Below are 25660 nucleotides of genomic sequence, written 5' to 3'. Positions count from 1 at the left end.
GGCCGGCCGGTCAGCGTTCGGCGAGCAGAACGGAGTTGTACGGGGTGTAGTCGTAGTCGGCATAGGTGCCGGCGGCCTGGATGCCCTGGCAGCGGGTGCCGTTGGAGCCCAGGCAGTTACGGGCGATGGCGCCGCCGGTCTGGTTGTTGAAGAACCGCTTGACGCCGTACTGGTTCCTGATGTTGTGGGCACCGTAGGTGTACCACTTGTACGTCGGGTGGCCGCCGTTCCACCCCGCGTTCGGGTAGAGGCACACATACCCGGACGGACATCCCTGGTACTCCCCCGCCGTGCCTGCCGCGTGCGCGGCGTCGGCGCTCACGCCGAGCGTCAACAGCGCCCCGCCGGCGAGCGCGGCAGCCGCCGCCACCGTCTTCCTGACCGTGCTGCGGAACTGACGCATGGAGCATTCCCCCTGTCGATGACACGGCTCCGGACGGAGCGCGCGACCGCATTGCGCAGCTGAATCCTGCTACGTGCGCGGGGAACCTGACCAACCAGAATCCGGCCATTCCGGGCCAACCACACAACCCCCATCAACCACGCCAGCACTCTGTATTCCGCCCGGTCAGGCGCCGTGCGGGGCGCGCAGCGCGAGGATGGCCATGTCGTCGTGTCCGTCGCCGGGGTGGTCGTCGGCGAGGGTCTGCACGAGGTCGTCCAGCGGCAAATGGGCGTGGGCGGCGGCGAGTTCGGCGAGGGTGTGCAGGCCGGTGTCGATGGGGTGCCGGTGGTGTTCGACGAGCCCGTCGGTGAAGAGGACCACGGTGGCGCCCTCGGGCAGGGGCCGGGTGTGGTCGGGCCGGTGCTGGCCGGCGTCCACCCCCAGCGGCAGGCCGGGTTCGGCGAACGCGTACTCCGGCCGCCCGTCCGGGGTGAGCAGCAGCGGAGCGACATGGCCCGCGGAGCTCCAGTGCAGCCGCCAGCGGCCGTCCTCCGGTTCGATACGCGCCAGGCAGGCGGTGGTGACCGGCAGGTCGGTGATGGCGTGCAGGGTGTGGTCCAGCTGGGTGAGGACCTCGCTGGGCGGGGTGCGGCGGTCGTAGAGCAGGGCCCGCAGCATATTGCGGGTCTGGGCCATGGCCGCGGCGGCCTGCATGTCATGGCCCAGTACGTCACCGATCACCGCGGCGCAGGCGTCGTCGGGCAGCATGATGGCGTCGTACCAGTCACCGCCCAGGCGGCCCGGCTCGGACGCGGGCCGGTAGACGGCCGCGGCGGTGAAGGGCCGCAGATCCGGCAGGGTGGGCAGCAGCAGCCGCTGGAAGTGCTCGGCGGCGTCGCGGACGCTGCCGAAGAGGCGCGCGTTCTCGATCGCGATACCGGCGGCGCCTGCCAGGGCGAGGACGATGTCCTCGTCGTCGCGGTCGAACGGCTGCCCGTCGTGGCGTTCGGACAGATACAGATCGCCGTAGATGGTGCCGCGGACGCTGATCGCGACCCCGAGCAGGGTGCGCATGTACGGGTGGCCGGGCGGGAGCCCGACCGACGACGGGTGGGCGGCGATGTCGTCCACCCGCAGCGGCTCCGGGTGGTGGATCAGCTGCCCCAGCACGCCGCGGCCGCGCGGGAAGGGGACCCCGGCCAGGTCCTCCTGCTGGTCCGGGGACAGCCCGGCGGTGATGAACTGCTCCAGGTACTGCCCTGAGTGGTGCAGCACGCCCAGCGCGCCGTAACGGGCACCGACCAGATCCATGGCCGTGGTGACGATCCGGTGCAGCACCGCCGGCAGCTCCAGCTCACGGCTGATCGCGAGCACCGCGTCCAGCAGCCCCTGCAAGCGGTCCTTGGCCAGGGTCAGCGCCTGAAGCTGCTCGGCGATCTCGTCCCGCTCACGCGATCTGCACACCCACGGACTCCTGACACCACCAGGTCAACAGCCCACAGGGTGACCCGCCAGACAGCCCGACACCGGCATTGCGCCCACGGTGGCATGTCGAACCGACGCCGGTCTGGGCTCCCCCGGCCGGGCCGCCGGTCGCCGAGGCGCCCGGCGGCCATGACCGCGTCCTCCGCTCAGTCCGTCACTTCACGGTTGCGTCGGTCACTTCACGGTGAGGACGAGCTTGCCGCTCGTACGGTTCGTCTCGCCCAGCGCATGTGCCTTGGCGGCTTCCGAGAGCGGCAGCACCGCGTCGACGTGGACGCGCAGCTTGCCGGCCTCGGCGAGGTCGGCGATCGCCCGCATGCCCGCCTGGTCCGCCTCGACGAGCAGCCCCTCGATCCGGACGCCCGACTCGGCTGCCTTCTTTGCCTCTTCCTCCGTTCCGCCGCCCAGGATCGAGATGAGGAGGCCGCCCCGGCGCAGGACGTCCAGGGAGCGGGTGCGGGTCTCACCGGCGAGGGTGTCCAGCACGACGTCGACGTCGCTGACGGCCTCGGTGAAGTCGGTGGTGCGGTAGTCGATGAGCTCGTCCGCGCCCAGCTCCCGCAGGAAGTCGTGCTTGGCGGCGCTGGCCGTACCGATGACATGGGCGCCGCGGGCCTTGGCGATCTGTACGGCCAGGTGGCCGACGCCGCCGGCGGCCGCGTGGATCAGCACGCGCTGCCCCGGCTGGACGTCCGCGGTGTCGACCAGCGCCTGATAGGCCGTGAGGGCGGCGAGCGGGATGGCTCCGGCCTGGACGTGGTCGAGGGCGGACGGCTTGTGGACGAAGGCCCGTGCGGGGCCGGTGACGTACTCGGCGTGCGAGCCGACGCCGTGCGGGTAGGGCAGCATCCCGAAGACCTCGTCACCCGGCTTGAAGAGGGTGACACCGAAGCCGACGGCCTCGACGACGCCGGAGACGTCCCAGCCGAGGACGAAGGGCGGCGGTCCCACGAACGGACCGCCCGCGCGGTGCTTCCAGTCGGTCGGATTGACGCCGGCGGCGTGGACGGCGATGAGGACTTCGCTCGGGCCGGGTACCGGCCGCGGAAGCTCGATCTCTTTCAGAACATCGGGGCCACCGAAGGTGTCCTGGCTGATGGCACGCATGGTGGCAGGTGCGGCGTCGTGCGCCGTTGACTCGCTCATAGCCCCAGAATCACGGTCCGTGCACCGGCACGACAATGGCTAGATTGCCACCCTTCGATGAGATCGTGCCAGCCGTCTTCCGTCTGTCGTCCACCTGCGGTGCCGCTCCGTCACCGCGCCGCCTGGAACGCGCGCCGATAGGCCACCGGGGAGACGCCGATCACCGCGTTGAGGTGCTGGCGCAGGGAGATGGCCGTGCCGAAGCCGACCTCGTGGGCGATGCGCTCGATGGACAGATCGGTGGTCTCCAGCAGCCGACGGGCGTGATGGACGCGCTGCTGGATGATCCAGCGGCCCGGACTGATGCCGACCTCCTCGGTGAAGCGGCGCGCGAAGGTGCGGGAGCTCATCCCGGCGTGCGCGGCGAGGTCGGCGAGGGCGAGCGGCTCGTCGAGGTGCTCCAGGGCCCATGCGCGCGTGGCGGCGGTGCCGGTCGTGCCCGGCTCGGGGACGGGCGCTTCGATGTACTGGGCCTGGCCGCCGTCCCGCCAGGGCGGTATGACACAGCGGCGCGCGATGTGGTTGGCGACCTCGCTGCCGTGGTCCTTGCGGACGATGTGGAGGCAGAGGTCCACGCCCGAGACGGCCCCGGCCGAGGTGAGGATGTCGCCGTCGTCGATGAACAGCACATCGGGGTCGAGCGTGACCTGCGGGAACAGCCGGCGGAAGGTGTCCGCGAGGGCCCAGTGCGTGGTGGCGGCGCGCCCGTCGAGCAGACCGGCCGCCCCGAACAGGAACGCGCCCGTACAGATCGACACCAGCCGGGTGCCGGGGCGGATACGGGCGAGGGCGGCGGCCATGGGCGGCGTCAGGCGGTCGGTGAGCGGACTGTGGTCATAGGGCGGGATGACGACCGTGTCGGCGCTCTCCAGAGCCTCGGGGCCGTGGTCGAGGGTGATCGCGAAGTCCGCGCTGGTCCGCACCGGGAGTCCGTCGGCGCTGCATGTCACGACCTCGTACAGGTGCCGCGCCTCGCCGAAGACCCGTTTCGGTATGCCCAGCTCGAAGGGGTACACACCGTCGAGGGCCAGCACGACGACGCGGTGGACCGGCTTCGACTGCTTCGACTGCTCGGATGACTTCCGCGGCTTCGGCGGTTTCGGCGACGGCATGGCGTAATTCTATTGGACGGCGGAAATCTTGCCATTGCCGCAGGCGGAGCCCTGACTCATCGCCGGTGGTCCGGTGCGCACCGGAGAAACCCGATGCGCACCGGCTGCCGGATGGCGCGCCGACCGCCCCCGGTCAGTTCGGGCAGGAGGTGATCCGCCCGGGCGTGTGCGCCGACCAGTCCAGGATCTGCACCGCCGCACCGGCGGCCTCCCGGCCCTGGCAGCGCGCATGGTGCCGGCGCGCGATCCCGTCCAGGTCGAGGTGGGAGCCGAAGGCGGGCAGCGCCGCCAGCCGGCGCGCATACGACCACAGCCGCCGGTGACCGGCGATCCGGTGTACCGCCGCGGCGTCCAGATGCCAGCGGTGCACGGTGTCGAGCTGCACCAGCGTCACCCACAACTGGACGTCCGCGGCGGTGAGTTCACCGCCCAGCACATGGTCCCGGTCCGCCAGCAGCCGGTCCAGGGAGTCCAGCGCCCGCAGCAGGGTCTCCAGCGCGGCCCCGTAGGCCGGGCTGCCGATGCCGAACCGGCCGGCGCGCTGTGCGGCCTCGTTGATGCCCTGCTCGCAGAGCCGGCCGACCGCCTCGATGCCGTCGCGGGCATCGCGCGGAAACAGCACCGGCCCCCGGCCCCCGAACCGCTCGGCCAGGTCCCGCAGGATGTCGGGGGTGTGCGTGCTGACGATCCGCCCCGTCCAGCCGTCGCTGAGTACCGGCGCTGCGGCCGGTCCGGCGTACTGGTGCGCACTGGCCTCGTACAGCGGGCGCAGCGCGGCGTATCCGCCGTCCGGCGCGTCGGGGACGGCGGGCAGCAGCGTCACCGGGAGGGTCTCGCCGAGGTCCAGCAGGCTGTGGGTGATGGCGATGCCCAGACAGTGCGGACAGGACAGTGTCAGGTGCAGGCGATAGCGGTGCGGCACGGCGTAGTGGCCGCTGCGCGCGTCGCAGCCGATCCTGCCGCGGAGGGACGGCGCGGCGGTCTGGGAGGCGGCGGATGCGGCGGATGTGGCGGATGCGGCGGATGCGGCGGATGCGGCGGACATAGGACTCCCTGGGATCCGGGGGCGGTGCGCGGGCGTACGCCGGGTACGGGCGTGCGGACCGGCGGAGGGTCAAAGCGGAAGATCAGGAGGATGTTCGGCGGGAAGCTCGGGAGGAGGTGCGGCGGGCGACGCGGGGAGCGCCGTGGGCACGGCTGCGCGGGGATGCGGCGCGGGATGCGGCGCGGGCGGAGTACGGCGCGGCGGCGGCCGTCGCTCAGCGAAGGGGACTCGCCGCGCTGCAGACGCGCAGGAGGTCGATGTGCCGGCGCGAGGTCAGCAGGGGGCGCGGCCGGAACGCGCGGACCGCGCGGTCGTCGGCCGGTCCTGCACGCCTCATGATTCCCACCCGTTCGCTAGGGTTCCCGCCCTTGAGTGTCGAGCCGCCGCGCGAGCCGCGTCAAGGGGGCGGCAGCCACCATGACCGGGGCGCGTCGCCAGGGCGCGGGCGGCCGTCGGCCCTGGTACCGCGCCTGCTGGGGCGTAAGCCGGGGCGGGATCCGCGACCGCGCCGTCGGCGGGGGATCCGCCGCTGCGGAATAATGCCGGCATGCGGATTTCAGCCAGAGCGGACTATGCGGTGCGTGCCGCACTGCAACTCGCTGACGCCCGGGGCGCCGAGCCGCTCAAGGCGGAGGCGATCGCCGAAGCACAGGACATTCCGCACAAGTTCCTCGAAGGCATCCTGAACGACATGCGCCGGGGCGGGCTGGTGCTCAGTCAGCGCGGCGGCAACGGGGGCTACCGGCTGGCCAAGTCCGCGGAGTCCATCAGCATCGCGGACGTCATCCGCGTCGTGGACGGGCCACTGGTGTCCGTACGCGGCGTCCGGCCGCCGGAGTTGTCCTATACGGGCCCGGCCGAGTCGCTGCTGCCGCTGTGGGTCGCGCTGCGGGCCAACGTCCGGCAGATCCTGGACGGGGTGTCCCTGGCCGATGTCGCCTCCGCCGAACTGCCCGGCCGGGTCTCCGCGCTGGCGGAGGATCCCGCATCCTGGACGAATCCCTGAAGCAGGCCCACCCGCCCGTCCGGAGTTCAAGACCGGGCTGTCCACCCCTTGAACGGCCCTTGCTGGGAACGGAGTCCGGAAGCATCCTTATTCCCTACCAATCCAGTGGGAAAACTAGGGAAGCTGGATCCGAGAGGGGACGGTGAACGGCGTCGTGCCGAAGGAGTCCACAGCATGCCCCGTCGCCCCACCGGCCAACGCCCCGTCGGACGACGGGATGTGGCCACTGGTAGCCCGGGAGGTCGCGGATGACCTCGCCGTCGACGCGATGGTCCGCGACCGCGCGGGCAAGCCTCCCTTCGACGAGCTGGCCCGGCTGCGCGAAGCCGGCCTGACGGCCCTGCTGACACCGCCCGGCCTGCCGCACAGGGGCGCCGACTGGCGCACCGCCTGCGCGGTCATCCGTCAGATCGCCGCGGCGGACAGCTCCGTCGGCGAACTCCTCGGCCGGCACTACGTCCTGTCGTGGAGCGCCCGCTTCTTCGGCACCGCGGAGCAGGCGGCCGTCCTCGAACGCCGGGCGGCCGAGGAGCAGTGGCTCTGGGGCGGGGCCACCGACATTCCGGGGGCGGGGCCGGCGGCGGCGACGGAGACCGGCCCCGAGCTCACGCTCACGCCGACGCACGACGGATATCTCCTCAACGGCACCCGGGCGTTCGCCGCGGGGGTCACCGTCGCCGACCGGCTGGTGGTCGGCGCGGTGTGTACCGCGTCCGGCGAGTCGCTGATCGCCGTCGTGGATCCGGACCACCCCGGAGTGACCGCCGACCCGTCGCACGACCGCCTGGGGCAGCGGCTCACCGGAGCGGGCACCATCGGCTTCGACGGCGTCCCGGTGCCCGCGGACCAGGTGCTCGGCGCCGTTCCGCACGACGAGCACGACGTCTCCCCCTTCGCCACGCTCGCCCCGCTGGCGCTGCGCCTCGCCCTCGTGCACGTCGGCCTGGGGATCGCCGAAGGAGCGCTGGCCGAGGCGCGGGACGTCAGCCGCGCCGCCCTGCGGACCTGGCCGCCCTCCGGTCCGGACAGCGGCGCGTACGACGGGTGGCCCGATGGAGATCCGTACCTCCTGCTCGCCTACGGAGAGCTGGTGGCCGCCGCGCACACCGCCGCGGCGGTCGTGGAGCCGGCCACGGAAGCCCTGGCGAGGGGTCTTTTGGCGGGGCGCGAACTCGGCGTCGAGCAGCGCGCCGACATCGCCGTGCTCGTCGCCGCGGCCGAGGCCGTCACCAGCCGGTCCGCGATGCGCATCACCACCCGCATCCTGGAACTCACGGAAGGCGCCGACTCCTCGTCCCCCGGCGCCGGCTTCGACAGGTTCTGGCGCAATGCGCGCGTCCTGACGGCTCAGGGCTCCCCCACGCACCGGCTGCGCGACATCGGCGATCACTTTCTGAACGGGACGCATCCGCCGCTGACGCTGCGCATCTGATCTCCGCGGGTCTCCCGCGCCCTCACGACGGCCGGAGCGTGAGGGCGCCCGCCGGTTCGGCCGCGGCGCACGGCTGGAAGCCGGCCGCGATCCGGTCGAGGAGCCGTTGCAGCCAGCGGGAATCCTCGTACGAGATGTGCCGCAGCCGCATCTGGAAGGCCTGCAGCGGGGTGATCCGTACGTCGTGCAGCAGGCCGGTGTCCGGCGCCACCGAGACGAGGAACAGCAGCCGCAGGTCGTCCCGGTAGTGCTCGTAGCCGGTGATGCCCTCGTAGTCGTCGATGAAGTCGCCGCACCCGTGGATCATGAGCTTTCCCCGGTAGACCTCCAGGCCGCGGGGGTGGTGTGCGGAGTGCCCGTGGAGGATGTCCACGCCGCCGTCGAGGAGGGTGTGCGCGAAGGCGGTCTCGGCGCGGGAGACGCCATAGCTCCAGTTGGGGCCCCAGTGGATCGAGGCCACCACGATGTCCCCAGGGCGCTTCGCCTGCTGGACGCGGACGGCCCACTCGTGCGCGGCGGCCTCGGACGGCCCGGCGACGTAGGCGACCCCGCTGCGCTCCTCGTCCGCGGCCCAGCTCCGTGGGATGCCGCTGGAGGGCATGCCGAAGGAGAAGACCAGGACGCGCCCGCCGCCCTCGACGGGGACGACGGCCGGCCGCCGTGCCGCGTCGGCGTCCACACCCGCCCCTGCCGTCCGCAGCCCTGCCCCCGCCAGGGTGTCCAGCGTCTCCTGCAGTCCGCTGCGGTCGAAGTCCAGGACGTGGTTGTTGGCCAGGACGCAGACGTCGGGGCGGGCGGCGGTCAGACAGGGGAGGTTCGCGGGGTTCATCCGGTAGTGGACCGCCTTGCCGGGCGCGAACGCGTCGCTGCGCGTGACGCTGGTCTCCAGATTGACGATCCGCGCGGCGGGCGCCGCCTCGTCGAGCACCCGCAGCGCCTCGCCCCAGGGCCAGGAGAAGTCGACCGGGCGGGGAATGGGGCCGTTCGCCGCCTCGGCCAGCTCGACATAGGCACCGGCGTCGCGGACGTACCCCTCCCGCAGCGCGGGGTCGCCCGGGTAGGGAAGGATCTGGTCGACGCCGCGGCCGAGCATCACGTCCCCGCAGAGGAACACCGTGACCATGTCACTGCCCATTCCTCCAGGTTAGAGCCGTACGGCGGCGGCCGGTCAGGGCTCTGTGCCGTCGCGGACGGGGTAGGGCACGAACGTGCTGCTGTTCTCGTCGATGGCGAGTGGCTGCCCGAGGGGCGGTACCGCGCGCTGCGGACAGTCCAGGCGCTCGCAGATGCGGCAGCCCATGCCGATGGGGGTGGCGGCGGAGGCGTTGTCCAGGTCCAGCCCGTCGGAGTAGACCAGCCGGGAGGCGTGCCGGATCTCGCAGCCGAGGCCGATCGCGAAGGTCTTGGCCGGTTCGCCCCAGCCGCCCCGGTGCCGGGTGACGGTACGGGCCGTCCACAGGTAGCGCTGCCCGTCCGGCATCGCGGCGATCTGCACCTGGATGCGGCCGGGCGCGGCGAACGCCTCGTAGACGTTCCACAGGGGGCAGGTGCCGCCCGCGCGGGAGAAGTGGAAGCCGGTGGCGGACTGGCGCTTGGACATGTTGCCCGCGCGGTCGACGCGTACGAAGGAGAACGGCACTCCGCGCAGCCGCGGCCGCTGGAGGGTGCTCAGGCGGTGGCAGACCGTCTCGTGTCCGAGGCCGAAGCGGTCGGTGAGGCGCTCCAGGTCGTAGCGCTCCTCCTCGGCCGCGGTGTGGAAGGCGCGGTACGGGAGGATCAGCGCGGCGGCGACGTAGTTGGCGATGCCGATCCGGGCGAGCGCCCAGGTGGGGGAGCCTTCCGCATAGTCCTCCGAGGCGAGCGCGGACAGCTCCTCGGCGAACTCCAGCAGGGCGAGCTGCGTTGCCATCCGGAAGGCCTGCTGGCCCGGTCGCAGGCGCCGGGACAGGTGGAGTACCCGTGCGGTCGCGTCGTAGTGGTGCAGCCGGCGGCCGGTGTCGGCCGCGAGACGGACGCCGTGCCGTTCGGTGAGCCGGGCGGAGAGCGCCCCCAGCACCTCGCCGGGGCGGATGCCGATGTCGCCGGCCAGGGACTCGGCCGCGAGGTCCGGATCGTGCAGGTAGTTCCGGCGGCGGTAGAAGAACTCCCGGATCTCCTCGTGCGGCGAGCGCGGCTGCGCCGGGTTGCCGTGGTCACGGCCGTCGGTCGCCTCGGCCAGTCGTTCGGCCAGCGTCTGGTTGCGCCGCCCGAGGTCGAGCAGGACGCCGGCCACGGCCGGCAGCCGGGAGGCCAGTTCCGAGAGGTCGGCGGGTGACACCCGGGCCCCGGCGACCTCGTCCGCGAGCGCCTCGCGCAGATCGGCCACGAGCCGGCTGGTGTCCCGCTCCGAGAAGAAGCCCGGGTCCACCCCGAAGGCCTCGGTGAGGCGCAGCAGCACCGGCACGGTCAGCGGCCGTGAGTCGTGCTCCATCTGGTTGAGGTAGCTGGGCGAGATCGCGAGCATCCGCGCCAGTTCGGCCTGGCTGAGCCGTCGTTCCTCGCGCAGCCGGCGCAGCCGCGCTCCCGCGTATGTCTTGCTCACGGATCCGGACGCGTCCCTTCGCTATGGCTCGAATCGGCTCGATTCGGCGTGTACGACACGGTGCGGGGTGGCGCAGCGCAGTACGGCGCCAGCCTATGCGGCGGATCGCGCAGGGGACATAGGACTTCGCAGAGTTGGCAGACGAGCGCGGGAAGATGCGCTGAACTTGGCATCCTTCCCTCCTTGATGGCGCTCGGCTCCACTGCCAGAGTCGGGGGTGCGGCCTTGGCACCGTTCACACGCGCCAGGCACACGACCGAGGCTGAGGGGCCCGGTTCGGCCGCTGCGGTTGAGGGACCGCGGCTGTTGGCGAGCGGGGTGCGGGGCGGATGACTGAGGCCGTCCCGCACCCCCGCCGCATATGAGCGGAATCGTCAACCCAGTGCATTCGGAGGTACACCTTCCGGGCATTCCCAACCCCATGACGGTCACGGATAGTAGTCGTTGATTACGCAGCGCTGTCATGCGATGGCCGCCGAAACGGCGCCACCGCCCCGTCGTAGGGAGAGCCCATGTCCACGTACCAGACCAAGACCGGAACCGAATGCGGCACGGAGGTAGGCCCCGGAGATGCCCGCTACGAAGCCCTGCGCAGAGGCTTCAACCAGCGCTTCATCGCGACACCTGACTATGTGTCGGTGATCAGCTCGGCCGACGAGGCCGTCGCCGCGCTCAACAAGTATCTGGCGAGCCACCGTTCCGACGAGAGTCTCGACCGGCGCATCACGGTCCGCTCGGGCGGCCACTGTTACGAGAACTTCGTGTGCGGCGACGACGTCGGCGTGATCCTGGACCTCGGCCAGATGGACCGGGCCTATCTCGACCAGGACATGGGCGCGTACTGCGTCGAGGCCGGCGCGAACAACTGGCATGTCGCCACCCACCTCTACGCACCGTTCGGCGTGGCCCTCCCCGGCGGGTCGTGTTACTCCGTCGCCGCCGGCGGCCATGTGTCGGGCGGCGGATACGGACTCCTGTCCCGGCAGCACGGTCTGACGGTGGACTACCTCTACGCGGTGGAGGTAGTCGTCGTCCGCGACGGCCAGCACGCGGAGGTCGTGATCGCCCGCCGCGACTCCCCCGACGAGCAGCTGCGGAATCTGTGGTGGGCACACACCGGCGGGGGCGGCGGCAACTTCGGGGTGGTCACCCGCTACTGGTTCAAGGGGCTGCCCAAGCCGCCCGGCGAGGTCCTGCTGCACGCCATCGCCTGGCCGTGGGAGCAGCTCAAGGACAAGCCGGAGCGCTTCAAGTCGCTGGTGCGCAACTACGGCCTGTTCTTCGAGTACGAGAACACCCGGCAGCTGCCGGAGTCCCTCCGCGGCGACTTCACCGACATGTTCACGCTGCTGAAGCTGACCCATCACTCCAACGGCAAGATCGGTCTGATCACCCAGCTCGACGCCACCCGGCCGGACAGCGTCGCACGGCTGAACGCCTTCCTCGGCTGGGTCACCAAGGACCTGGGCATCGACCCCACCCCGCTGGACCGCCGGATGGGCGAGCACGCCCCCATGGGCGGGCTCCATGTACCGACCCGGCTGCCCTGGCTCACGGCCACCCAGACCCTCAACGGCTCCGGTGACAACCAGTGCGGCAAGTACAAGTCGGCGTATATGACACGGGGTTTCACCGAGGAGCAGCTCACCGCCATCTACACCGCACTGACGCGCAACGACTACAAGAATCCGCAGGCGCTGCTCCAGGTCGACTCCTACGGTGGCGCGATGAACCTCCCGGAGAGCGGGGACACCGCGGTCTACCAGCGCAGTTCCGTGCTGAAGCTGCAGTACCAGACGTACTGGAGCTGGCAGCGGGACGCCAATCTGGACGGTGTCGCCGACCATCAGGACGCGGAGATCGACCCCTCGATCGCCGCACCGCACCTGCGCTGGATCCGCGAGTTCTACCGCGATGTCTACAAGGAGACCGGCGGTGTGCCGGTCCTGGCGCCGGCCGAGCCCCCGGCCTGCGGAGAGCCTGCACCGGTGACGGACGGCTGCTACATCAACTACCCCGACACCGACCTCGACGACCCCGAATGGAACACCTCCGGCCAGCCCGCGCACCGTCTCTACTACGGCAGCAACTACCAGCGGCTGCAGGAGGTCAAGGAGTTCTGGGATCCGCGCAATGTCTTCCGGCACGCCCAGTCGGTCCAGCCGTTCACCCGGTGATCCGGTGACCGGGACCGCTGTCGGCGCGGGCTCAGCCGACGTGGACGCGTGGGCGGCGCTCCCGGTCGGGCTCGGCCTCGCGCAGGACTTCGCGGGTGACGGGCGCGACCTCGCCCTGGCCGAAGAGGAAGAACCGCAGAAGCTGGGTGAAGGGGTTGCCTTCGGTCCACTCGAAGTAGATGTGCGGCCGCTGCCCCGTTTCGTCACGGACGTGCAGGAGCAGCGCCGCCAGGGCGTTGGAGATGGTGGAGCTCTCCAGGCAGAGCACACGGTAGCGGCCGTGCAGCACTTCACCGCGTACCCGCAGTTCGCTCTCGAATTCGGAGGGGTCGCCGAGGGTGACCTCGACGAAGACGAAGTCGTCGTCGGCCGGCAGATCGTTGTCGGTGCGGATCTGCTGGAGCTTGTCGCGGTATTCGGCCAGGTCGCGCGCGTCGGGTTCGTTGGCGATGAGCCGGATCTTGCGGTGGGCGATATCGCGGATGAAGCGCTCGGCCATCTCGTCGAGGACGACGCTGGTCACACGGAGCTCGAAGGCCCTCGCGAAGCGGGAGAGGAAGGACAGCAGGATGATGCCGGCGATGAAACAGGCGCCGATCTTCACACCGTCGGGCCGCTCGATGATGTTGGCCACGGTGGTGTAGAGGAAGACCACGGAGATGACCGCGAAGCCGATCGTCCAGCCGCGCTCGCGGGCCCGGCGCGCGGCGATGGTCACCGCGATCGCGGCGGAGCAGATCAGCACCAGGACACCGGTGGCGTACGCGCCGCCCTGGGCATCCACATCCGCGTCGAAGATCCAGGTCACCAGGAAGGCGACGAGGGTGAAGACCAGCACCATCGGGCGGACGGCGCGCGCCCAGTGGGGCGCCATGCCGTAGCGCGGCAGGTACTGCGGCATCAGATTCAGCAGACCCGCCATGGCCGAGGCGCCGGCGAACCACAGGATGGCGATGGTGGAGACGTCGTAGACGGTGCCGAAGGCGGAGCCCAGGTACTCATGGGCCAGGTAGGCCAGCGCGCGCCCGTTGGCCGCGCCACCGGGCTCGAACGCGTCGGCGGGGATGAGCAGGGTCGTGATGAAGCTGGTGATGATGAGGAAGACGCTCATGATCACGGCGGCGGTGGTGAGCAGCTTCTTCGCGCCCCGGATCCGCCCCACGGGGCGCTCCTCGGTGTCGCCGGGGTCCCCCTCGATGTGCGGCATCACCGCCACACCGGTCTCGAAGCCGGACAGGCCCAGCGCCAGCTTCGGGAAGACCAGCAGAGCCACGCCGACCATCGCCAGGGCATTGCCGTGCTCGGCGGTCAGCGTCTGCGACCAGTCGGCGACGACATGCGTCTCGGTGGCCAGATGCCACAGACCGGCGACGACCACGACCGCGTTGAGCCCCAGATAGAGGCCCACGAGGACGACCGCCACCCCGATCGCCTCCAGGAACCCCTTGAGGAAGACCGCACCCAACAGGGCGACCAGCACAAGGGTGATGACCAGTTGCTGGTGCTCCAGAGCGCTGCTGGCGTGCGGGTTCTCCACGAGGTGGGTGGCGGCGTCGGCCGCCGACAGGGTGATCGTGATCAGGAAGTCGGTCGCGGCGAAGCCCAGCAGGGTCAGCACGAACAGCTTGCCCTTCCAGAAGGACAGCAGCCGCTCCAGCATCGCGATCGAGCCCTGGCCGTGCGGGCTCTCCTTCGCCACTCTGCGGTAGACCGGCAACGCCCCGGCGAGCGTCACGGCGACGAGCACGAGCGTGGCGACCGGAGACAGCGCCCCGGCGGCCAGAGCGGCGATGCCCGGCTGGTAGCCGAGGGTGGAGAAGTAGTCCACACCCGTCAGGCACATCACCCGCCACCACCGCTGCCCCTTGTGGGCGCTCTGCGGGCCGGCGTGCGGTCCCGGGTGGCGCTTGGCCATGTCGGTCAGGCCTTCCAGCATCCATGCGCGAAAGCGATGGCGTACTGCGGCCAGGGGAGAAGAGCCCGCGGGGGCGGAGGTGGCCATCGTGCACTCCTGTCGTACCGCGACATCCAGCCATCGACGAGACGGCCAGGTCAGGGTAGGAAATCCGGACACCGTGGCCGCGGCGTTCCCCCGCATGCCGTTCAGATGTCCCCGACACGCGGGCGCACCTGGCGGATCAGACGTCTGGCCTGCTCGTTCGCATCCGCAGCGCCGTGTGTCAGAGTGAAGAGAAGGCTCGGCGGCCGGGTCAGCGAGTGCGAGAGAAGGCGGCCTGCCATGTCCATACCGTCGGATCGCCTCGACGCGGTCACCACGCGGTCCACCACCGCGTACGCGCGCCACGAGGAGTACGAGGACCTGTTCGGTCAGGCCCCGGTGATCTTCGCTGCGCTGGGCGGTCCGCGGCATGTGCTGGAGGCGGCGAATCCGGCGTTCTTCGAGGTGTTCGGCGGTGCGCGCCGGGAGACCGGCACGCCGGTCGGTGAGCTGTTCCCGGAACTGGGGCCGCAGGGCGTCCTCGACCGCCTCGATGCCGTGTACCGCACCGGCACGGCGTACCGTGCGCGGGGCGGGCGGCTGGTGCTGGGCGTGCCGGGGGCGGAGCGCGAGGGGTTCTTCGACTTCACCTACGAGGCCCGGCGGGACGCGGTCGGCCAGGTCGACGGGGTGATCGTCATCGCGGTGGAGACCACCGCCCACCACCACGCCCAGCTGCTCGCCGCCGAGCAGCGCGTCCTGCTGGAGCAGATCGCCCGCGACGCCCCGCTCGGCGACATCCTGACCGGCATGGCCCGCGCGATCGAGGAGCTCTCCCCGGAACTGATCGTCTCGGTGCTGCTCGCCGACCCCGACGGCCGGCATCTGCGGCACGGCACCGGACCCAGCCTCCCCGACTTCTACAACGAGGCGATCGACGGGGTGGCCACCGGTCCGAACGTGGGCTCGTGCGGCACCTCCGCCTATCTGCGCGCCCCGGTGATCGTCACCGACATCGCCCATGATCCCCGGTGGGAGGGCTTTCAGGACCTGGCCCGCCGGGCCGGGGTCGCGGCGTGCTGGTCCACCCCGATCCTGGGCTCGGACGACGAGCTGCTGGGCACCTTCGCGATGTACCACCGCACGCCCAAGGCCCCCGAGGAGAAGGACGTGGCGCTCAGCGCCGCGTTCGCCCGGCTCACCGCGCTGGCCATCGAACGCCACCGCGCCATGGAGGCCGGACAGGCCGCCCAGGAGCGGGAGAAGGCCGCTCGGGAGGACCTCGCCTTCGTGCTCGACGCCAGCACCGCGATCACCCGCGAGCCGCACTACTTCGACTGCCTGCAGTGCATGGCCCGGCTGACCGTGCCCGCCCTGGCACCGCTGTGCACCGTCCACGTCCGCGAGGACGGCGGGACCCGGCAGATCGCCGTGGCAGCCGCCAGCCGGGCCGCCGAAGAGCTCCTCTCCTCCCCCGGTATGCGCGACGAGATGGACCACGCGGTCGCTCGTGTCCTCGCCTCGGGCACGACGGAGACCGGCCACCCCCACGCGGGCGCCGCCACCACGGAGTCCGACGTCACCCGGTACGTCTGCGTGCCGCTGACCACCCGCGGCCGTACCTTCGGCGTACTGACCCTCCTGGCCACCGAGCAGCCCCTGGACGGCCATGTCATCGCCCTCGCCGAGGAGCTCGCCCGCCGCGCGGCCTCCAGCGCCGACAACGCCCACCAGTTCACCGACCGCGTCCGCCTCGCCCGCGATCTGCAGGCCGGTCTGCTGCCGCCGGAGCTGCCCGACATACCCGGCGCCTGCCTGGCCGCGTCCTACCACCCAGCCGGCGAGGGGCTCGACGTGGGCGGCGACTTCTATGACGTCTTCCCGCTGCCCGACGACCGCTGGGCGCTGATGATCGGCGACGTCTGCGGGCGCGGCGCACCGGCGGCCACCACCACCGGCATGGTCCGCCACACCGCGCGCGCCGCCGCCCGGCTGCTCACCGACCCGGCGGCGGTGGTCGCCGCCATCAACGACGCGCTGGCCGAAAGCACCACCGAGGACACCTTCGTCTCGCTCGTCTACGGTGAACTACGCCACTCGGCCTCCCATCTGACGCTGGATCTGCTGCGCGCCGGCCATGTGCCCCCGCTGGTACGCCGCGCCGACGGCACGGTCGAGGAACTCACCGAGCCGGGTCTGCTCCTGGGCATCGCCCCCGACTTCGACGGGGCTCCCTGCCGGGTCGAGCTGTATCCGGGCGACAGCCTGGTGCTGGTCACCGACGGCATCACCGAGGCCCGGTCCGCCGACGGCGAACTCTTCGACGAACACCGCCTGTCGAACGCCCTCAGCGCGCTGCGCGACCCCTCCCCCAAGGCCGCGGCGCTCATCGAGACCATCAATACCGCGGTCGCCGCGTTCGCGGGCGATTCCCCACCCGACGACCAGGCCGCGCTGGTCCTCACGGCCACCTGATCCGCGTCGGCTACGGCCCTGCACGAACAGCGGCGTCCGCAAGGGCTCGTACCGACAGCACAGCGGCGTCCGCTACGGGCTCGTCCGGCGATGCGGCCTTCCGGGACGCACCCGGGTCGGCAGGGTCGGCATGACCATGCCCCGCTCCCGCCCGGTGCGCGGCGCGCCGTTGCCCGACCTCGCCGCCATGAGGAAGTCCGGGAGTTCATAGGGCTCCGCGGCGTCGATGTCGACCTGGTACCCCATGTCCCCGAGGCTCGCCACCGTCAACCGGCTTATGGGGTTGCCGGCGTCGCCGATCTGGGGCGACATCAGCTCCTTGCCGAACACCGCCTCGCGCCAATGGCTGCCCGCGCTTCCCTCACCGCCGATATTCGCGACCGGTACCGGTTCGGAATCCCCCGATCCGACCAGTGTGCCGAACTCCTGCATGGCACCGGGACCGACAAATGTGGGATTGCGTCCGGGGAAGCCCTTCAGAAGACCGAATTCGCTCCAGATGGAGCCTATCCCCAGTACATGGCCCATCTCGTGGGTGATGACGTCGCCGAGTGTGCCGTCCTCTTCCATACGGTCCAGGTCCGCGGTGTCGAACCGCATGATGCCCTTGGCGGGGAGTCCGGCCCCCGCGGCCGCGTCCTCCCCCCGGATATCGGTGGGGCCGGCCATCCCGAGGATGCCGAAGGCATCGTCGATCGGCACGCCCTCCGCCTCGATCAGCAGGTCGTCGATGACGTCGTTTCCGACCTCCGCGGTCTCCAGGTCACCCACGATGACGCCGGTCCAGCGTTCCGCCGCCGCGGCGAACGCGCCCTGCTGGCTGGTCGTGAGACCGCCGAGGAAGCGCACCTCGATGGTGAACGGTGACGTCGTATGGGCGAGGGATTCGGCCCGCTCCGTGTCGGCGACCGCCCGGTAGGTCCTGAATCTTTCGAGCGTGATCTGCTTTCCCATGGCTTCCGCTCCCATCTCAGCGAGCCATGCTCATATCTGTGCTCGTACCTCTTCTCTGCTTTCCACGCTACCCAAGGAAGCCGTTGTAGACAGGGCAACCAACTGCCGCACAAGGGCTGCAGCGCGGCGTGCGGCGCGCCTATTTTGGCTTCATGGAGCGCATACCGCCGAGACCGCCCGACGACGTTGACCACACCAATCCGCTGCGCCGGCTCTCACTGGACGAGCTGCGGCGGCGTACGAGCACGAAGTGGCGCGCCTACCCCGCCGATGTGTTGCCCCTGTGGGTGGCGGAGATGGATGTGCCGCTCGCCGAACCGGTCGCGCGGGCGATCACCGACGCGGTCGGCATCGGCGACACCGGCTACCCGGAGGGCACGGGGTACGCGGAGGCGCTGGCCGGCTTCGCACGCCGGCGGTGGGGCTGGGACGGGCTCGCCGTGGAGCGGACGGCGTTCGTGCCCGATGTGATGCTGGGCATCGTCGAGGTCCTCAAGGTGCTCACCCGCCCGGGAGACCCGGTGATCGTCAACTGCCCCGCCTATCCGCCGTTCTACCAGTTCGTGCCGCACATGGACCGGCGCATCGTGGAGGCACCGCTGGCCGCGGATCTACGGATCGACCTCGCCGTACTGGAGGACACGTTCCGGCATGCCGTCACGGGCGGGGCACGGGCCGCGTATCTGCTGTGCAGCCCGCACAACCCGACCGGCACCGTGCACAGCGCCGAGGAGCTGGCCGCCGTCGCCGCGCTGGCGGACAGGTACGGCGTACGGGTCGTGGCCGACGAGATCCATGCGCCCGTGGTGGCGCTGGACACCGCGTTCGTCCCGTACCTGAGCGTCCCCGGGGCGGAGAACGGGTTCTCGCTGATGTCGGCTTCCAAAGCCTGGAACCTGGCCGGTCTCAAGGCCGCGCTCGCCGTCGCCGGGCCCGCCGCTGCCGGCGATCTGGCGCGCGTCCCCGAAGAGGCCAGTCACGGCCCGAGCCACCTCGGCGTCATCGCCCACACCGCCGCGCTGCGGGACGGCGGCGACTGGCTCGACGCGCTGCGCGCCGGCCTCGACGACAACCGCCGGCTGCTCGCCGAGCTGTTGGCCGAGCAGCTGCCCGCGGTCCGCTACCGCCCCGCCGCCGGGACCTGTCTCGCCTGGCTCGACTGCCGCCGGCTCGGCCTCGGCGACGACCCCGCCGCGGTCTTCCTGGAGCGCGGCAGAGTGGCCCTGCTGCCCGGTCCGGCCTTCGGTACCGGCGGCGCCGGCCACGCCCGGCTCAATCTGGCGACCTCTCCGGAGCTGCTCACCGAGGCGGTACGGCGGATGGCCGCCGCCTCGCCCTGACGGCGCCGTGCCCGAACTCGCCCTGCGCCCCCGAGCGGTGGCCCGGGGGCGCGTCCCCGGCCCGTTTTGGAGCGAGCCGGATTTCTCCATACGATCCAGCGATGATCACAAGAAAACGGCTGGCGGCCGGGGTGTGCGGGCTGCTCGCCGCGATGGCCGTCGCCCTTCTGCCCACACCCGCCGGCGCCGGTGAACCGGACGCGAAACCGGCCCCCAAAGTCGAGTTGACGCTCGATGTCAGCGGCTCGATGCGGGCCCGCGACATCGACGGACAGAGCCGGATGGCCGCGGCGAAGCAGGCGTTCAACGAGGTGCTGGACGCGGTGCCGGAGGACGTACAGCTCGGCATACGGACGCTGGGTGCCAACTACCGCGGCGAGGACCGCAAGGTCGGCTGCAAGGACACCCGGCAGCTCTACCCGGTCGGCCCGCTGGACCGGACCGAGGCGAAGACCGCGGTGGCGACCCTCACCCCCACCGGCTGGACGCCCATCGGCCCGGCGCTGCTGGGCTCGGCCAAGGACCTCAAGGGCGGTGAGGGGACCCGCCGGATCGTGCTCATCACCGACGGCGAAGACACCTGCGCCCCGCTCGACCCCTGCCAGGTGGCCCGTGACATCGCCGCCGAGGGCATTCACCTCACCGTCGACACCCTCGGTCTGCTGCCGGACGCCAAGACCCGTCAGCAGCTGAGCTGCATCGCCGAGGCCACCGGCGGCACCTACACCTCCGTGCAGCACACCAAGGAACTCCGCGACCGGGTACGCCAGTTGGTGGACCGGGCCGCCGATCCCGTGGTCACTCCGGTGCCGGCCGAGGGCGCCCGGCAGTGCGCGACCGCGCCGAAGCTCAAGGCCGGTCTCTACAGCGACCGGGAGAAGTTCGCCGAGCACCGCTGGTACCGCGTCGACGTCCGGCCCGGCCAGGAGCTGCGCGCTTCTGTGAGCGTCGCCGCCGACCGCGCCGTCAACAACGACTACGGGGTCCTGCTGCGGGCCTCGACCGTGCACGGCCGGGAGATCGTCCGCGGTGCGGAGGCCGGTGACGGCCGTACGGATGTGATCTCCACCGGGCTGCGCTATCCCAAGGGGGCGGTCACCGACCACGACGGCGACGGAGAGCCGCCGGCGGAGACGGTCTGTCTGCAGGTCAGCAACTCCTTCTCGGCGCCCGCATCGGTGAAGACCGACCCCGGCATGCCGGTCGAGCTGACCATCGACCTGGTGGACGGACCCGACGACGGCTCCGACGCGGCCTCCTTCGGCCTGGGCCACGGCTGGTGGCTGCTGGTCGCACTGGCCCTCGCCGGTCTGGTGGCCGGGCTGCTGTGGGGCTGGATCTCCCGTTGGCGCGTGACCGTCTGGAGGACCAACTGATGCGCACCGTACGCCTACTGACGAGCGCGATGCTGGCGGGCGCCGGCCTCTTCGGCCTCGCGGGAACCGCGGCCGCCGACAGCGCCACCCCGAGTCCGAGCACGAGCGAGGGCACGGAGACGGCCGGTCCGACCGAGGCCGGCACCTCCTTCCGTACGGCGACCGCCGTCAAGCCGGACCAGCCGGCCACGGCGGACGCCTCCACCGGCGACTACCTCTACTGGGTGCTCCCCGTGGACGCTCAGCAGCGGGCCACGGTCAAGGCCAAGGTGACGCTGCCGGCGGCCGCCGCCCGGCACGGCGCGGCCACCTGGCGGCTCGATGTGTACGACGGGCTGCGCCGCCGGCAGGCGTGCGTGTACGGCGCCCAGACCAGGACGGCGGCCAAGGAGGCCGGGTCCGTCGAGCTGTCCTGCACGCTGCGCACGGTGCGCTCCTGGGCTGAGCCCTGGGCCAACGATCCGCTGCCGGGCAGCTATTACGTACGCCTGACCGTCGTCGATCTGCCGCAGGAGGACCTGGGGCTGCCGGTCCACGCCGAGGTCGAGGCGTCGGTGGCGGACCAGGGCGGCGCCCATGCGGTGGACGGAGCGCTCGCCGCTCCGCTGGTGCCGGGCGCCGGGGCCGCGACGCCGGAGGCGGAGGCGGGGACGCCGTCCCCGCGGCCCGCGGCGCTGCACGAGCCGGACGGCGGCTGGTCCTCCGGCCGGTGGTCCGACCGCTGGATCTGGACGGCGGCGGGCGGGGCGCTCGCCGCGCTGGCGGGCATCGCGGGTTACCGCGTCACCCGGGGGCGGGGCCGCCCGTCACACGTGCCGCCGGGCGCCTGAGTCAGAGGTGCCCCGGGCCGGGGACGGAGCCGGCCCCGGCCCGGGGTGGTGGCGCAGTCGCGCGGCGAGGACGGCGACATCGTCCTCGGCGTGCAGTCCGTCGAGGCGGAGCAGGACCTCGTCGAGTGCGTCCTCCATGCCGGCCCCGGCGGGCAGCCGCAGCCGGGCCAGCCGGGCCATGGAGTCGTCGATGTCCTCACCGCGGCGCTCGACGAGGCCGTCGGTGAACATCAGCAGGGTGTCGTGCGGGGTGATGGTGCGGGTGATCAGTTCGTAGCCGCCCACCCCCGTGCCCAGGGGCGGGCCCACGGGAACGCGCACCAGGTCGGCGCTGCCGTCGCCGCGGAAGACCACCGGGGGCAGATGGCCGGCGCTGGAGAAGCCGGCGATACCGCGCGCCGGATCGACCCGGGCCAGCAGACAGGTCGCCGGACGGCGGGACTCGTCCTCGGACACGGCGGTGTCGAGCTGGCGCAGCACGCGGTGCGGCGGCAGGTCGGTCGAGGCGACATAGCGCAGGTGGGAGCGGTAGGCGTTCATGTCGACGGCGGCATCGAGACCGTGCCCCATGACGTCGCCCATGACGAGCAGGGTGCGCCCGTAGTGGAGCCGTACCGTTTCGAACCAGTCGCCGCCGACCAGGGCGCTGGTGCCGGAGGGCAGGTAGCGGGTGGCCAGCTCCAGGTTGGGGTGCGGCCGGCCCGGTTCGGCCAGCAGTGCCCGCTGCAGGTCCATCGCGGTGCGCTGCACCGAGGCGTACCGGCGGGCGTGGGCGAGATGGACGGCCGCCAGGCGCGCCGCGTGGTGCACGGCGGCGGTCTCGTGATCGGTGAAGGTGCCTCCCGCGCGCAGGGCGAGCAGCACGCCCAAGCGGCGGCCGCCCGCGAGCAGCGGCACCGCCACGGCCTCGGCGGACATGCCTCCTTTGAGGACCGCGGCGGCGGTGACCGGGGCTCCCTCGTCCAGTGCCCGCAGCGTGGGCGCCCCCTCGCCGTCCGCGTCGTCCGGGAACCGGGCTTCGAGCACCTTCACCAGGCCCGCCGAGGCCACCCGGCGGAGCGCCGGCGGCCGTGCGGGCGGGCCTCCCTCGGCGGTGTCGGGGAAGAGCTCCACGGCGGCGGCGTCACACAGGTGCTGGCACAGGAAGCGGGACAGCTCGGCGCAGGTCGTCTGCTCGTCGAGGGTGGTGCCGATGCGCTCGGCCGCTTCCTCCGTCACCCGCAGCCGGGCCCGCACGCGTGCGTCATCGGCGTCCCGACCCGCATCCGAGCCGTCCCCGTTCGACAAGGCCACCTCCAGGGCGCTGTGCCCCGCCTCGGGCGGGTGCACTTCTGATGCACCCATACCACCAGCAGCGCCGCACCCCGGCGCGGCGGCCCCGGCGGCCGTCAGTTCAGTACGCCCATGCCCAGCAGGCCGAACAGCAGCACGCCGACGAGGATCCGGTAGAGCACGAAGGAGTTGAAGGAGTGCTTGGCCACGAACTTCAGCAGCCAGGCGATCGAGGCGTAGGCGACGAGGAAGGAGACGAGGGTGCCGAGGGCCAGCGGGACGACGGCCGCGCCGCTGCCGAGGGCGTCCTTGAGCTCGTAGATCCCCGCTCCGGTGAGGGCCGGGATGCCGAGGAAGAAGGAGAGGCGGGTGGCCGCGACGCGCTCCAGGTCGAGGATGAGGGCGGTGGACATGGTGGCGCCGGAGCGGGAGAAGCCGGGGAAGAGCAGGGCGAGGATCTGTGAGCAGCCGACCCACATCGCGTCCCTGAGGGAGGTGTCGTCCTCCCCCCGCTTGTGGCGGCCCATCTGGTCCGCCGCCCACATCACCCCGCTGCCGGCGATCAGCGAGCCGGCCACCACCCACAGCGAGGCGAGCGGGCCCTCGATCAGGGGCTTGGCGGCCAGCCCGACGACGACGATCGGGATGGTGGCGAAGATGACCCACCAGGCGAACTTGTAGTCGTGGTGGTAGCGCTCCTCGCGGTCGCGCAGGCCGCGGAACCACGCGCCCAGGATGCGCGCGATGTCCTTGCCGAAGTAGACGAGCGCCGCGGCGATGGCACCGACCTGGATGACGGCGGAGAAGCCGACCACGGCCTTGTCGTCGACGGGGATCCCCATCAGCCCTTCGGCGATCTTGAGATGGCCGGTGGAGGAGACCGGCAGGAACTCCGTCACCCCCTCGATCGCTCCGAGGACGACGGCTTGGCCGATGCTGATCGCGCTCATGGGATCCGTTTCTGGCGACGGGCGGACGTGGCCTGCGCGCGTCCGCGTACGCCGGACGTCCGCAGCACTGCAGACGGTCTACAACAACGTAGACGAATGGCCGGGGTGCGAGGACACGGGCGGCGCCGGTGGTCCTCCCCCAGCAAGGACGGCCGCGAGGGCCCCGGCGGATAGCATCAGTACTGTTGGCGTGGCTCATTCACGCGCTGGCGGGCCGGTCTTTGGCCGGTCGGCTGCTTGGCGTGACGCATCGGGCGTGCCTTTGACGGGCCGGCCGCACGAGGAGCCCACGCCATCCGAACCCAGCAGAGGCGCCGATCATGGATCCAGCCGCCGCGGCACCGCCACCCCGTACGGGCATCAGCCTGCGCCAGTTGCTGATGGCGCTCGGCGAGCCGCTGGTGGAGCTCCAGGCCGCGCCCGCCGGGCTGGACGTCGAGATCCGCAGTGTCGCCCTGCTCGACCCCGAGGATCCGCCGATGGCCCGCCCCGGTGAACTGGTGCTCGCCATCGGCGCCCGGGGCCGCGCGGCCTTCCCCGCACTGCGGGCGGGCGGACGCGACGGGGCCGCCGCCGTCGCCGTCAAACTGGACACCCCCGGGCAGGCCGCCGCGCTCAGCGAAACGGCCGTGGAGGCCGGCGTCGCGCTGATGTCCGTACGCAGCGAAGCGCGCTGGGAGCAGGTGGACGCGCTGGCGCGGGCGGCCCTGGAGAGCGCTCCTCCGGGGCGGCCCGGCGAGGGCATCGACGAGGGCGATCTCTTCTCGCTCGCGCAGACCACCGCGGTCCTCACCGGCGGCATCGTCAGCATCGAGGACATCGCCAACCGTGTGCTGGCCTACTCCCGTTCCACCGACTCCGACGAGGTCGACGACCTGCGGCGGCTGTCCATCCTGGGCTGGCAGGGTCCGGAGCCGTATCTGGCGCGGCTGCGCAAGTGGGGCGTGTTCCAGCGGCTGCGCGCCTCCGACGAGGTGATCAACATCGACAGCCACCCCGAACTGGGCATCCGCCGCCGGCTCGCGGTGGCTATCCGGTCCGGGGAGCGGCAGCTGGGCACCATCTGGGTCCAGGAGGGCGCGGCGCCGCTGACCGAGCACTCGGACCAGGCGCTGCTGGGCGCGGCCCGGGTCGCGGCCCTCCATCTCGTACGCCGCCGCCGGGAGCTCTCGGCGGACCTGACGCTGACCCGGACGCTGGCGGCCGGGCTGCTGGAGGGCACGACGGGGCCGCAGCCGCTCGCCTCCCACCTCGCCCTGGACGCGACCCGGCCGGCCGCCGTGCTGGGTTTCTCGTACGGGACCGCCGAGGCCACCCCGCCGGAGCTGACCCGTGCCGAGGTCAGCAACCTCATCTCGGTGCACACCGCGGCCCGGCACCGCAGCGCGCTGGTCACCCAGGCGGATTCGCGGATCTACGTACTGCTGCCGCAGCTGCCGCGCAGCATCGACCTCGGCACACTGCGCGCCTGGGGACAGGAGATCACCGACGCCACCCGCCGCCACCTGGGCCTGTCGCTGCGCGGCTCGGTCGGCTGCATCGTGCCGGGGCTCGGGGACGTCCCCGAATCGCGCCGGGAGGCGGACCGGATACTCGACGCGATGGTGAGCGTCGGCGTCGCCACCACCGTCGCCGCGCTGCCCGACATCCAGGCGGAGGTGCTGGTCAGCGAGGTGCTGTCGCTGCTCTCCGCGCACCCCGACATGCGCGACCCCCGGCTGACCGCCCTGGTCACCCACGACAGCCGCAACCAGGGGCAGTTGGCGGAGACGGTCCTGGCGTATCTGAACGCCTTCGGCGATGTGCGGGCCGCGGCCGCGGAGCTGCATGTGCACCCCAACACGCTGCGGTACCGGATCCGGCGGGCCGAGGAGCTGACCGGTCTCGATCTGAGCCGGCCGGATCAGCGGCTGCTCGCGATGCTTCAGCTGCGATTGCCGGGCGCTGCGCTTGGCTGAGGCCCACGTTTTTGTCTGCGGCGCCGCGGTGGTTGTTCGCCGTTGCGCCTGCGGCGGGCCCTTCCGCTGCGCTTTGCCTGTGCCGACGTTTTCGGGTTCCCCGCCGTAGCGCCTGCGGCGGGCGGTGCCGCTGCGCGGGGCTGTTCGGCTGCCGGTGACGGTCCTCCTAGGTGCGGTTCTCCGGGCGAGCTGAGCCC

The 25660-nt window shown here is 71.9% G+C and carries 19 protein-coding genes; 8 read left to right on the top strand and 11 right to left on the bottom strand.

What is annotated here, in order from left to right; all coding sequences use genetic code 11:
• Positions 1–10: 10 nt before the first annotated feature.
• The 5 genes from ACWD6P_RS29520 to ACWD6P_RS29500 all read right to left on the bottom strand — a co-directional run bounded on the left by ACWD6P_RS29520 (position 11) and on the right by ACWD6P_RS29500 (position 5173).
• Complete coding sequence (locus ACWD6P_RS29520) at positions 11–403, bottom strand: hypothetical protein (protein WP_451447225.1); 393 nt, start codon at positions 401–403, stop codon at positions 11–13.
• A gap of 165 nt (positions 404–568) precedes the next feature.
• Positions 569–1849, bottom strand: a complete 1281-nt coding sequence (locus tag ACWD6P_RS29515; protein WP_451447224.1) for a PP2C family protein-serine/threonine phosphatase — start codon at positions 1847–1849, stop codon at positions 569–571.
• 195 nt (positions 1850–2044) lie between these two features.
• Entirely contained in the window at positions 2045–2977 is a 933-nt protein-coding gene (locus tag ACWD6P_RS29510; protein WP_451447240.1) for an NADP-dependent oxidoreductase, read from the bottom strand.
• A 149-nt stretch (positions 2978–3126) separates the two neighbouring features.
• Positions 3127–4128, bottom strand: coding sequence for a GlxA family transcriptional regulator (locus tag ACWD6P_RS29505; RefSeq protein ID WP_451447223.1), 1002 nt, complete (start codon positions 4126–4128; stop codon positions 3127–3129).
• Positions 4129–4261: 133 nt separating this feature from the next.
• Positions 4262–5173, bottom strand: coding sequence for a glutathione S-transferase C-terminal domain-containing protein (locus tag ACWD6P_RS29500; protein ID WP_451447222.1), 912 nt, complete (start codon positions 5171–5173; stop codon positions 4262–4264).
• A gap of 547 nt (positions 5174–5720) precedes the next feature.
• Between ACWD6P_RS29500 and ACWD6P_RS29495 the strand changes: the two genes are divergently transcribed.
• On the top strand, positions 5721–6179 hold the full coding sequence (locus ACWD6P_RS29495) for an RrF2 family transcriptional regulator (protein WP_451447221.1): 459 nt from the start codon (positions 5721–5723) through the stop codon (positions 6177–6179).
• Positions 6180–6396: 217 nt separating this feature from the next.
• Positions 6397–7611 carry an acyl-CoA dehydrogenase family protein gene (locus tag ACWD6P_RS29490; protein WP_451447220.1) on the top strand — a complete coding sequence of 405 codons (1215 nt, stop codon included), beginning with the start codon at positions 6397–6399 and terminating at the stop codon, positions 7609–7611.
• Between the two features lie 22 nt (positions 7612–7633).
• On the opposite strand, the gene ACWD6P_RS29485 is transcribed toward ACWD6P_RS29490, so the two are convergent.
• Positions 7634–8746: a CapA family protein gene (locus ACWD6P_RS29485; protein WP_451447219.1), complete on the bottom strand. Its 1113-nt coding sequence runs from the start codon at positions 8744–8746 to the stop codon at positions 7634–7636.
• Between the two features lie 33 nt (positions 8747–8779).
• Positions 8780–10192 (bottom strand): short-chain fatty acyl-CoA regulator family protein, encoded by a 1413-nt coding sequence (locus ACWD6P_RS29480; RefSeq protein WP_451447218.1) that lies wholly within the window; start codon positions 10190–10192, stop codon positions 8780–8782.
• A 512-nt stretch (positions 10193–10704) separates the two neighbouring features.
• Between ACWD6P_RS29480 and ACWD6P_RS29475 the strand changes: the two genes are divergently transcribed.
• Positions 10705–12369: an FAD-dependent oxidoreductase gene (locus tag ACWD6P_RS29475; protein WP_451447217.1), complete on the top strand. Its 1665-nt coding sequence runs from the start codon at positions 10705–10707 to the stop codon at positions 12367–12369.
• A 31-nt stretch (positions 12370–12400) separates the two neighbouring features.
• Here ACWD6P_RS29475 and ACWD6P_RS29470 read toward each other — a convergent pair whose 3' ends face one another.
• Positions 12401–14371: an amino acid transporter gene (locus tag ACWD6P_RS29470; RefSeq protein ID WP_451447216.1), complete on the bottom strand. Its 1971-nt coding sequence runs from the start codon at positions 14369–14371 to the stop codon at positions 12401–12403.
• Positions 14372–14608: 237 nt separating this feature from the next.
• Between ACWD6P_RS29470 and ACWD6P_RS29465 the strand changes: the two genes are divergently transcribed.
• Entirely contained in the window at positions 14609–16783 is a 2175-nt protein-coding gene (locus tag ACWD6P_RS29465) for a SpoIIE family protein phosphatase (RefSeq protein ID WP_451447215.1), read from the top strand.
• 72 nt (positions 16784–16855) lie between these two features.
• Here ACWD6P_RS29465 and ACWD6P_RS29460 read toward each other — a convergent pair whose 3' ends face one another.
• Positions 16856–17737 (bottom strand): leishmanolysin-related zinc metalloendopeptidase, encoded by an 882-nt coding sequence (locus ACWD6P_RS29460; RefSeq protein WP_451447214.1) that lies wholly within the window; start codon positions 17735–17737, stop codon positions 16856–16858.
• 152 nt (positions 17738–17889) lie between these two features.
• Between ACWD6P_RS29460 and ACWD6P_RS29455 the strand changes: the two genes are divergently transcribed.
• The 3 genes from ACWD6P_RS29455 (at position 17890) to ACWD6P_RS29445 (ending at position 21283) form a co-directional block, all read left to right on the top strand.
• Positions 17890–19077: a MalY/PatB family protein gene (locus ACWD6P_RS29455; protein WP_451447213.1), complete on the top strand. Its 1188-nt coding sequence runs from the start codon at positions 17890–17892 to the stop codon at positions 19075–19077.
• Between the two features lie 101 nt (positions 19078–19178).
• Positions 19179–20453: a VWA domain-containing protein gene (locus ACWD6P_RS29450; protein ID WP_451447212.1), complete on the top strand. Its 1275-nt coding sequence runs from the start codon at positions 19179–19181 to the stop codon at positions 20451–20453.
• Complete coding sequence (locus ACWD6P_RS29445; protein WP_451447211.1) at positions 20453–21283, top strand: hypothetical protein; 831 nt, start codon at positions 20453–20455, stop codon at positions 21281–21283. The genes ACWD6P_RS29450 and ACWD6P_RS29445 overlap by 1 nt, the downstream gene beginning before the upstream one ends.
• On the opposite strand, the gene ACWD6P_RS29440 is transcribed toward ACWD6P_RS29445, so the two are convergent.
• Together ACWD6P_RS29440 and ACWD6P_RS29435 are read right to left on the bottom strand one after the other, a co-directional pair.
• Positions 21260–22627, bottom strand: a complete 1368-nt coding sequence (locus ACWD6P_RS29440) for a PP2C family protein-serine/threonine phosphatase (RefSeq protein WP_451447210.1) — start codon at positions 22625–22627, stop codon at positions 21260–21262. The genes ACWD6P_RS29445 and ACWD6P_RS29440 overlap by 24 nt on opposite strands.
• A gap of 44 nt (positions 22628–22671) precedes the next feature.
• Positions 22672–23505, bottom strand: coding sequence for an undecaprenyl-diphosphate phosphatase (locus tag ACWD6P_RS29435; protein WP_451447209.1), 834 nt, complete (start codon positions 23503–23505; stop codon positions 22672–22674).
• Between the two features lie 320 nt (positions 23506–23825).
• Between ACWD6P_RS29435 and ACWD6P_RS29430 the strand changes: the two genes are divergently transcribed.
• A complete protein-coding gene (locus ACWD6P_RS29430) occupies positions 23826–25463 on the top strand; it encodes a helix-turn-helix domain-containing protein (protein WP_451447208.1) in 1638 nt (545 codons plus the stop codon).
• Positions 25464–25660: the final 197 nt, after the last annotated feature.

It is taken from the genome of Streptomyces sp. NPDC002446, from assembly GCF_053595675.1.
Note: the sequence above shows the minus strand (reverse complement) of the source record. Positions and strands in the feature narration are given on the sequence as shown.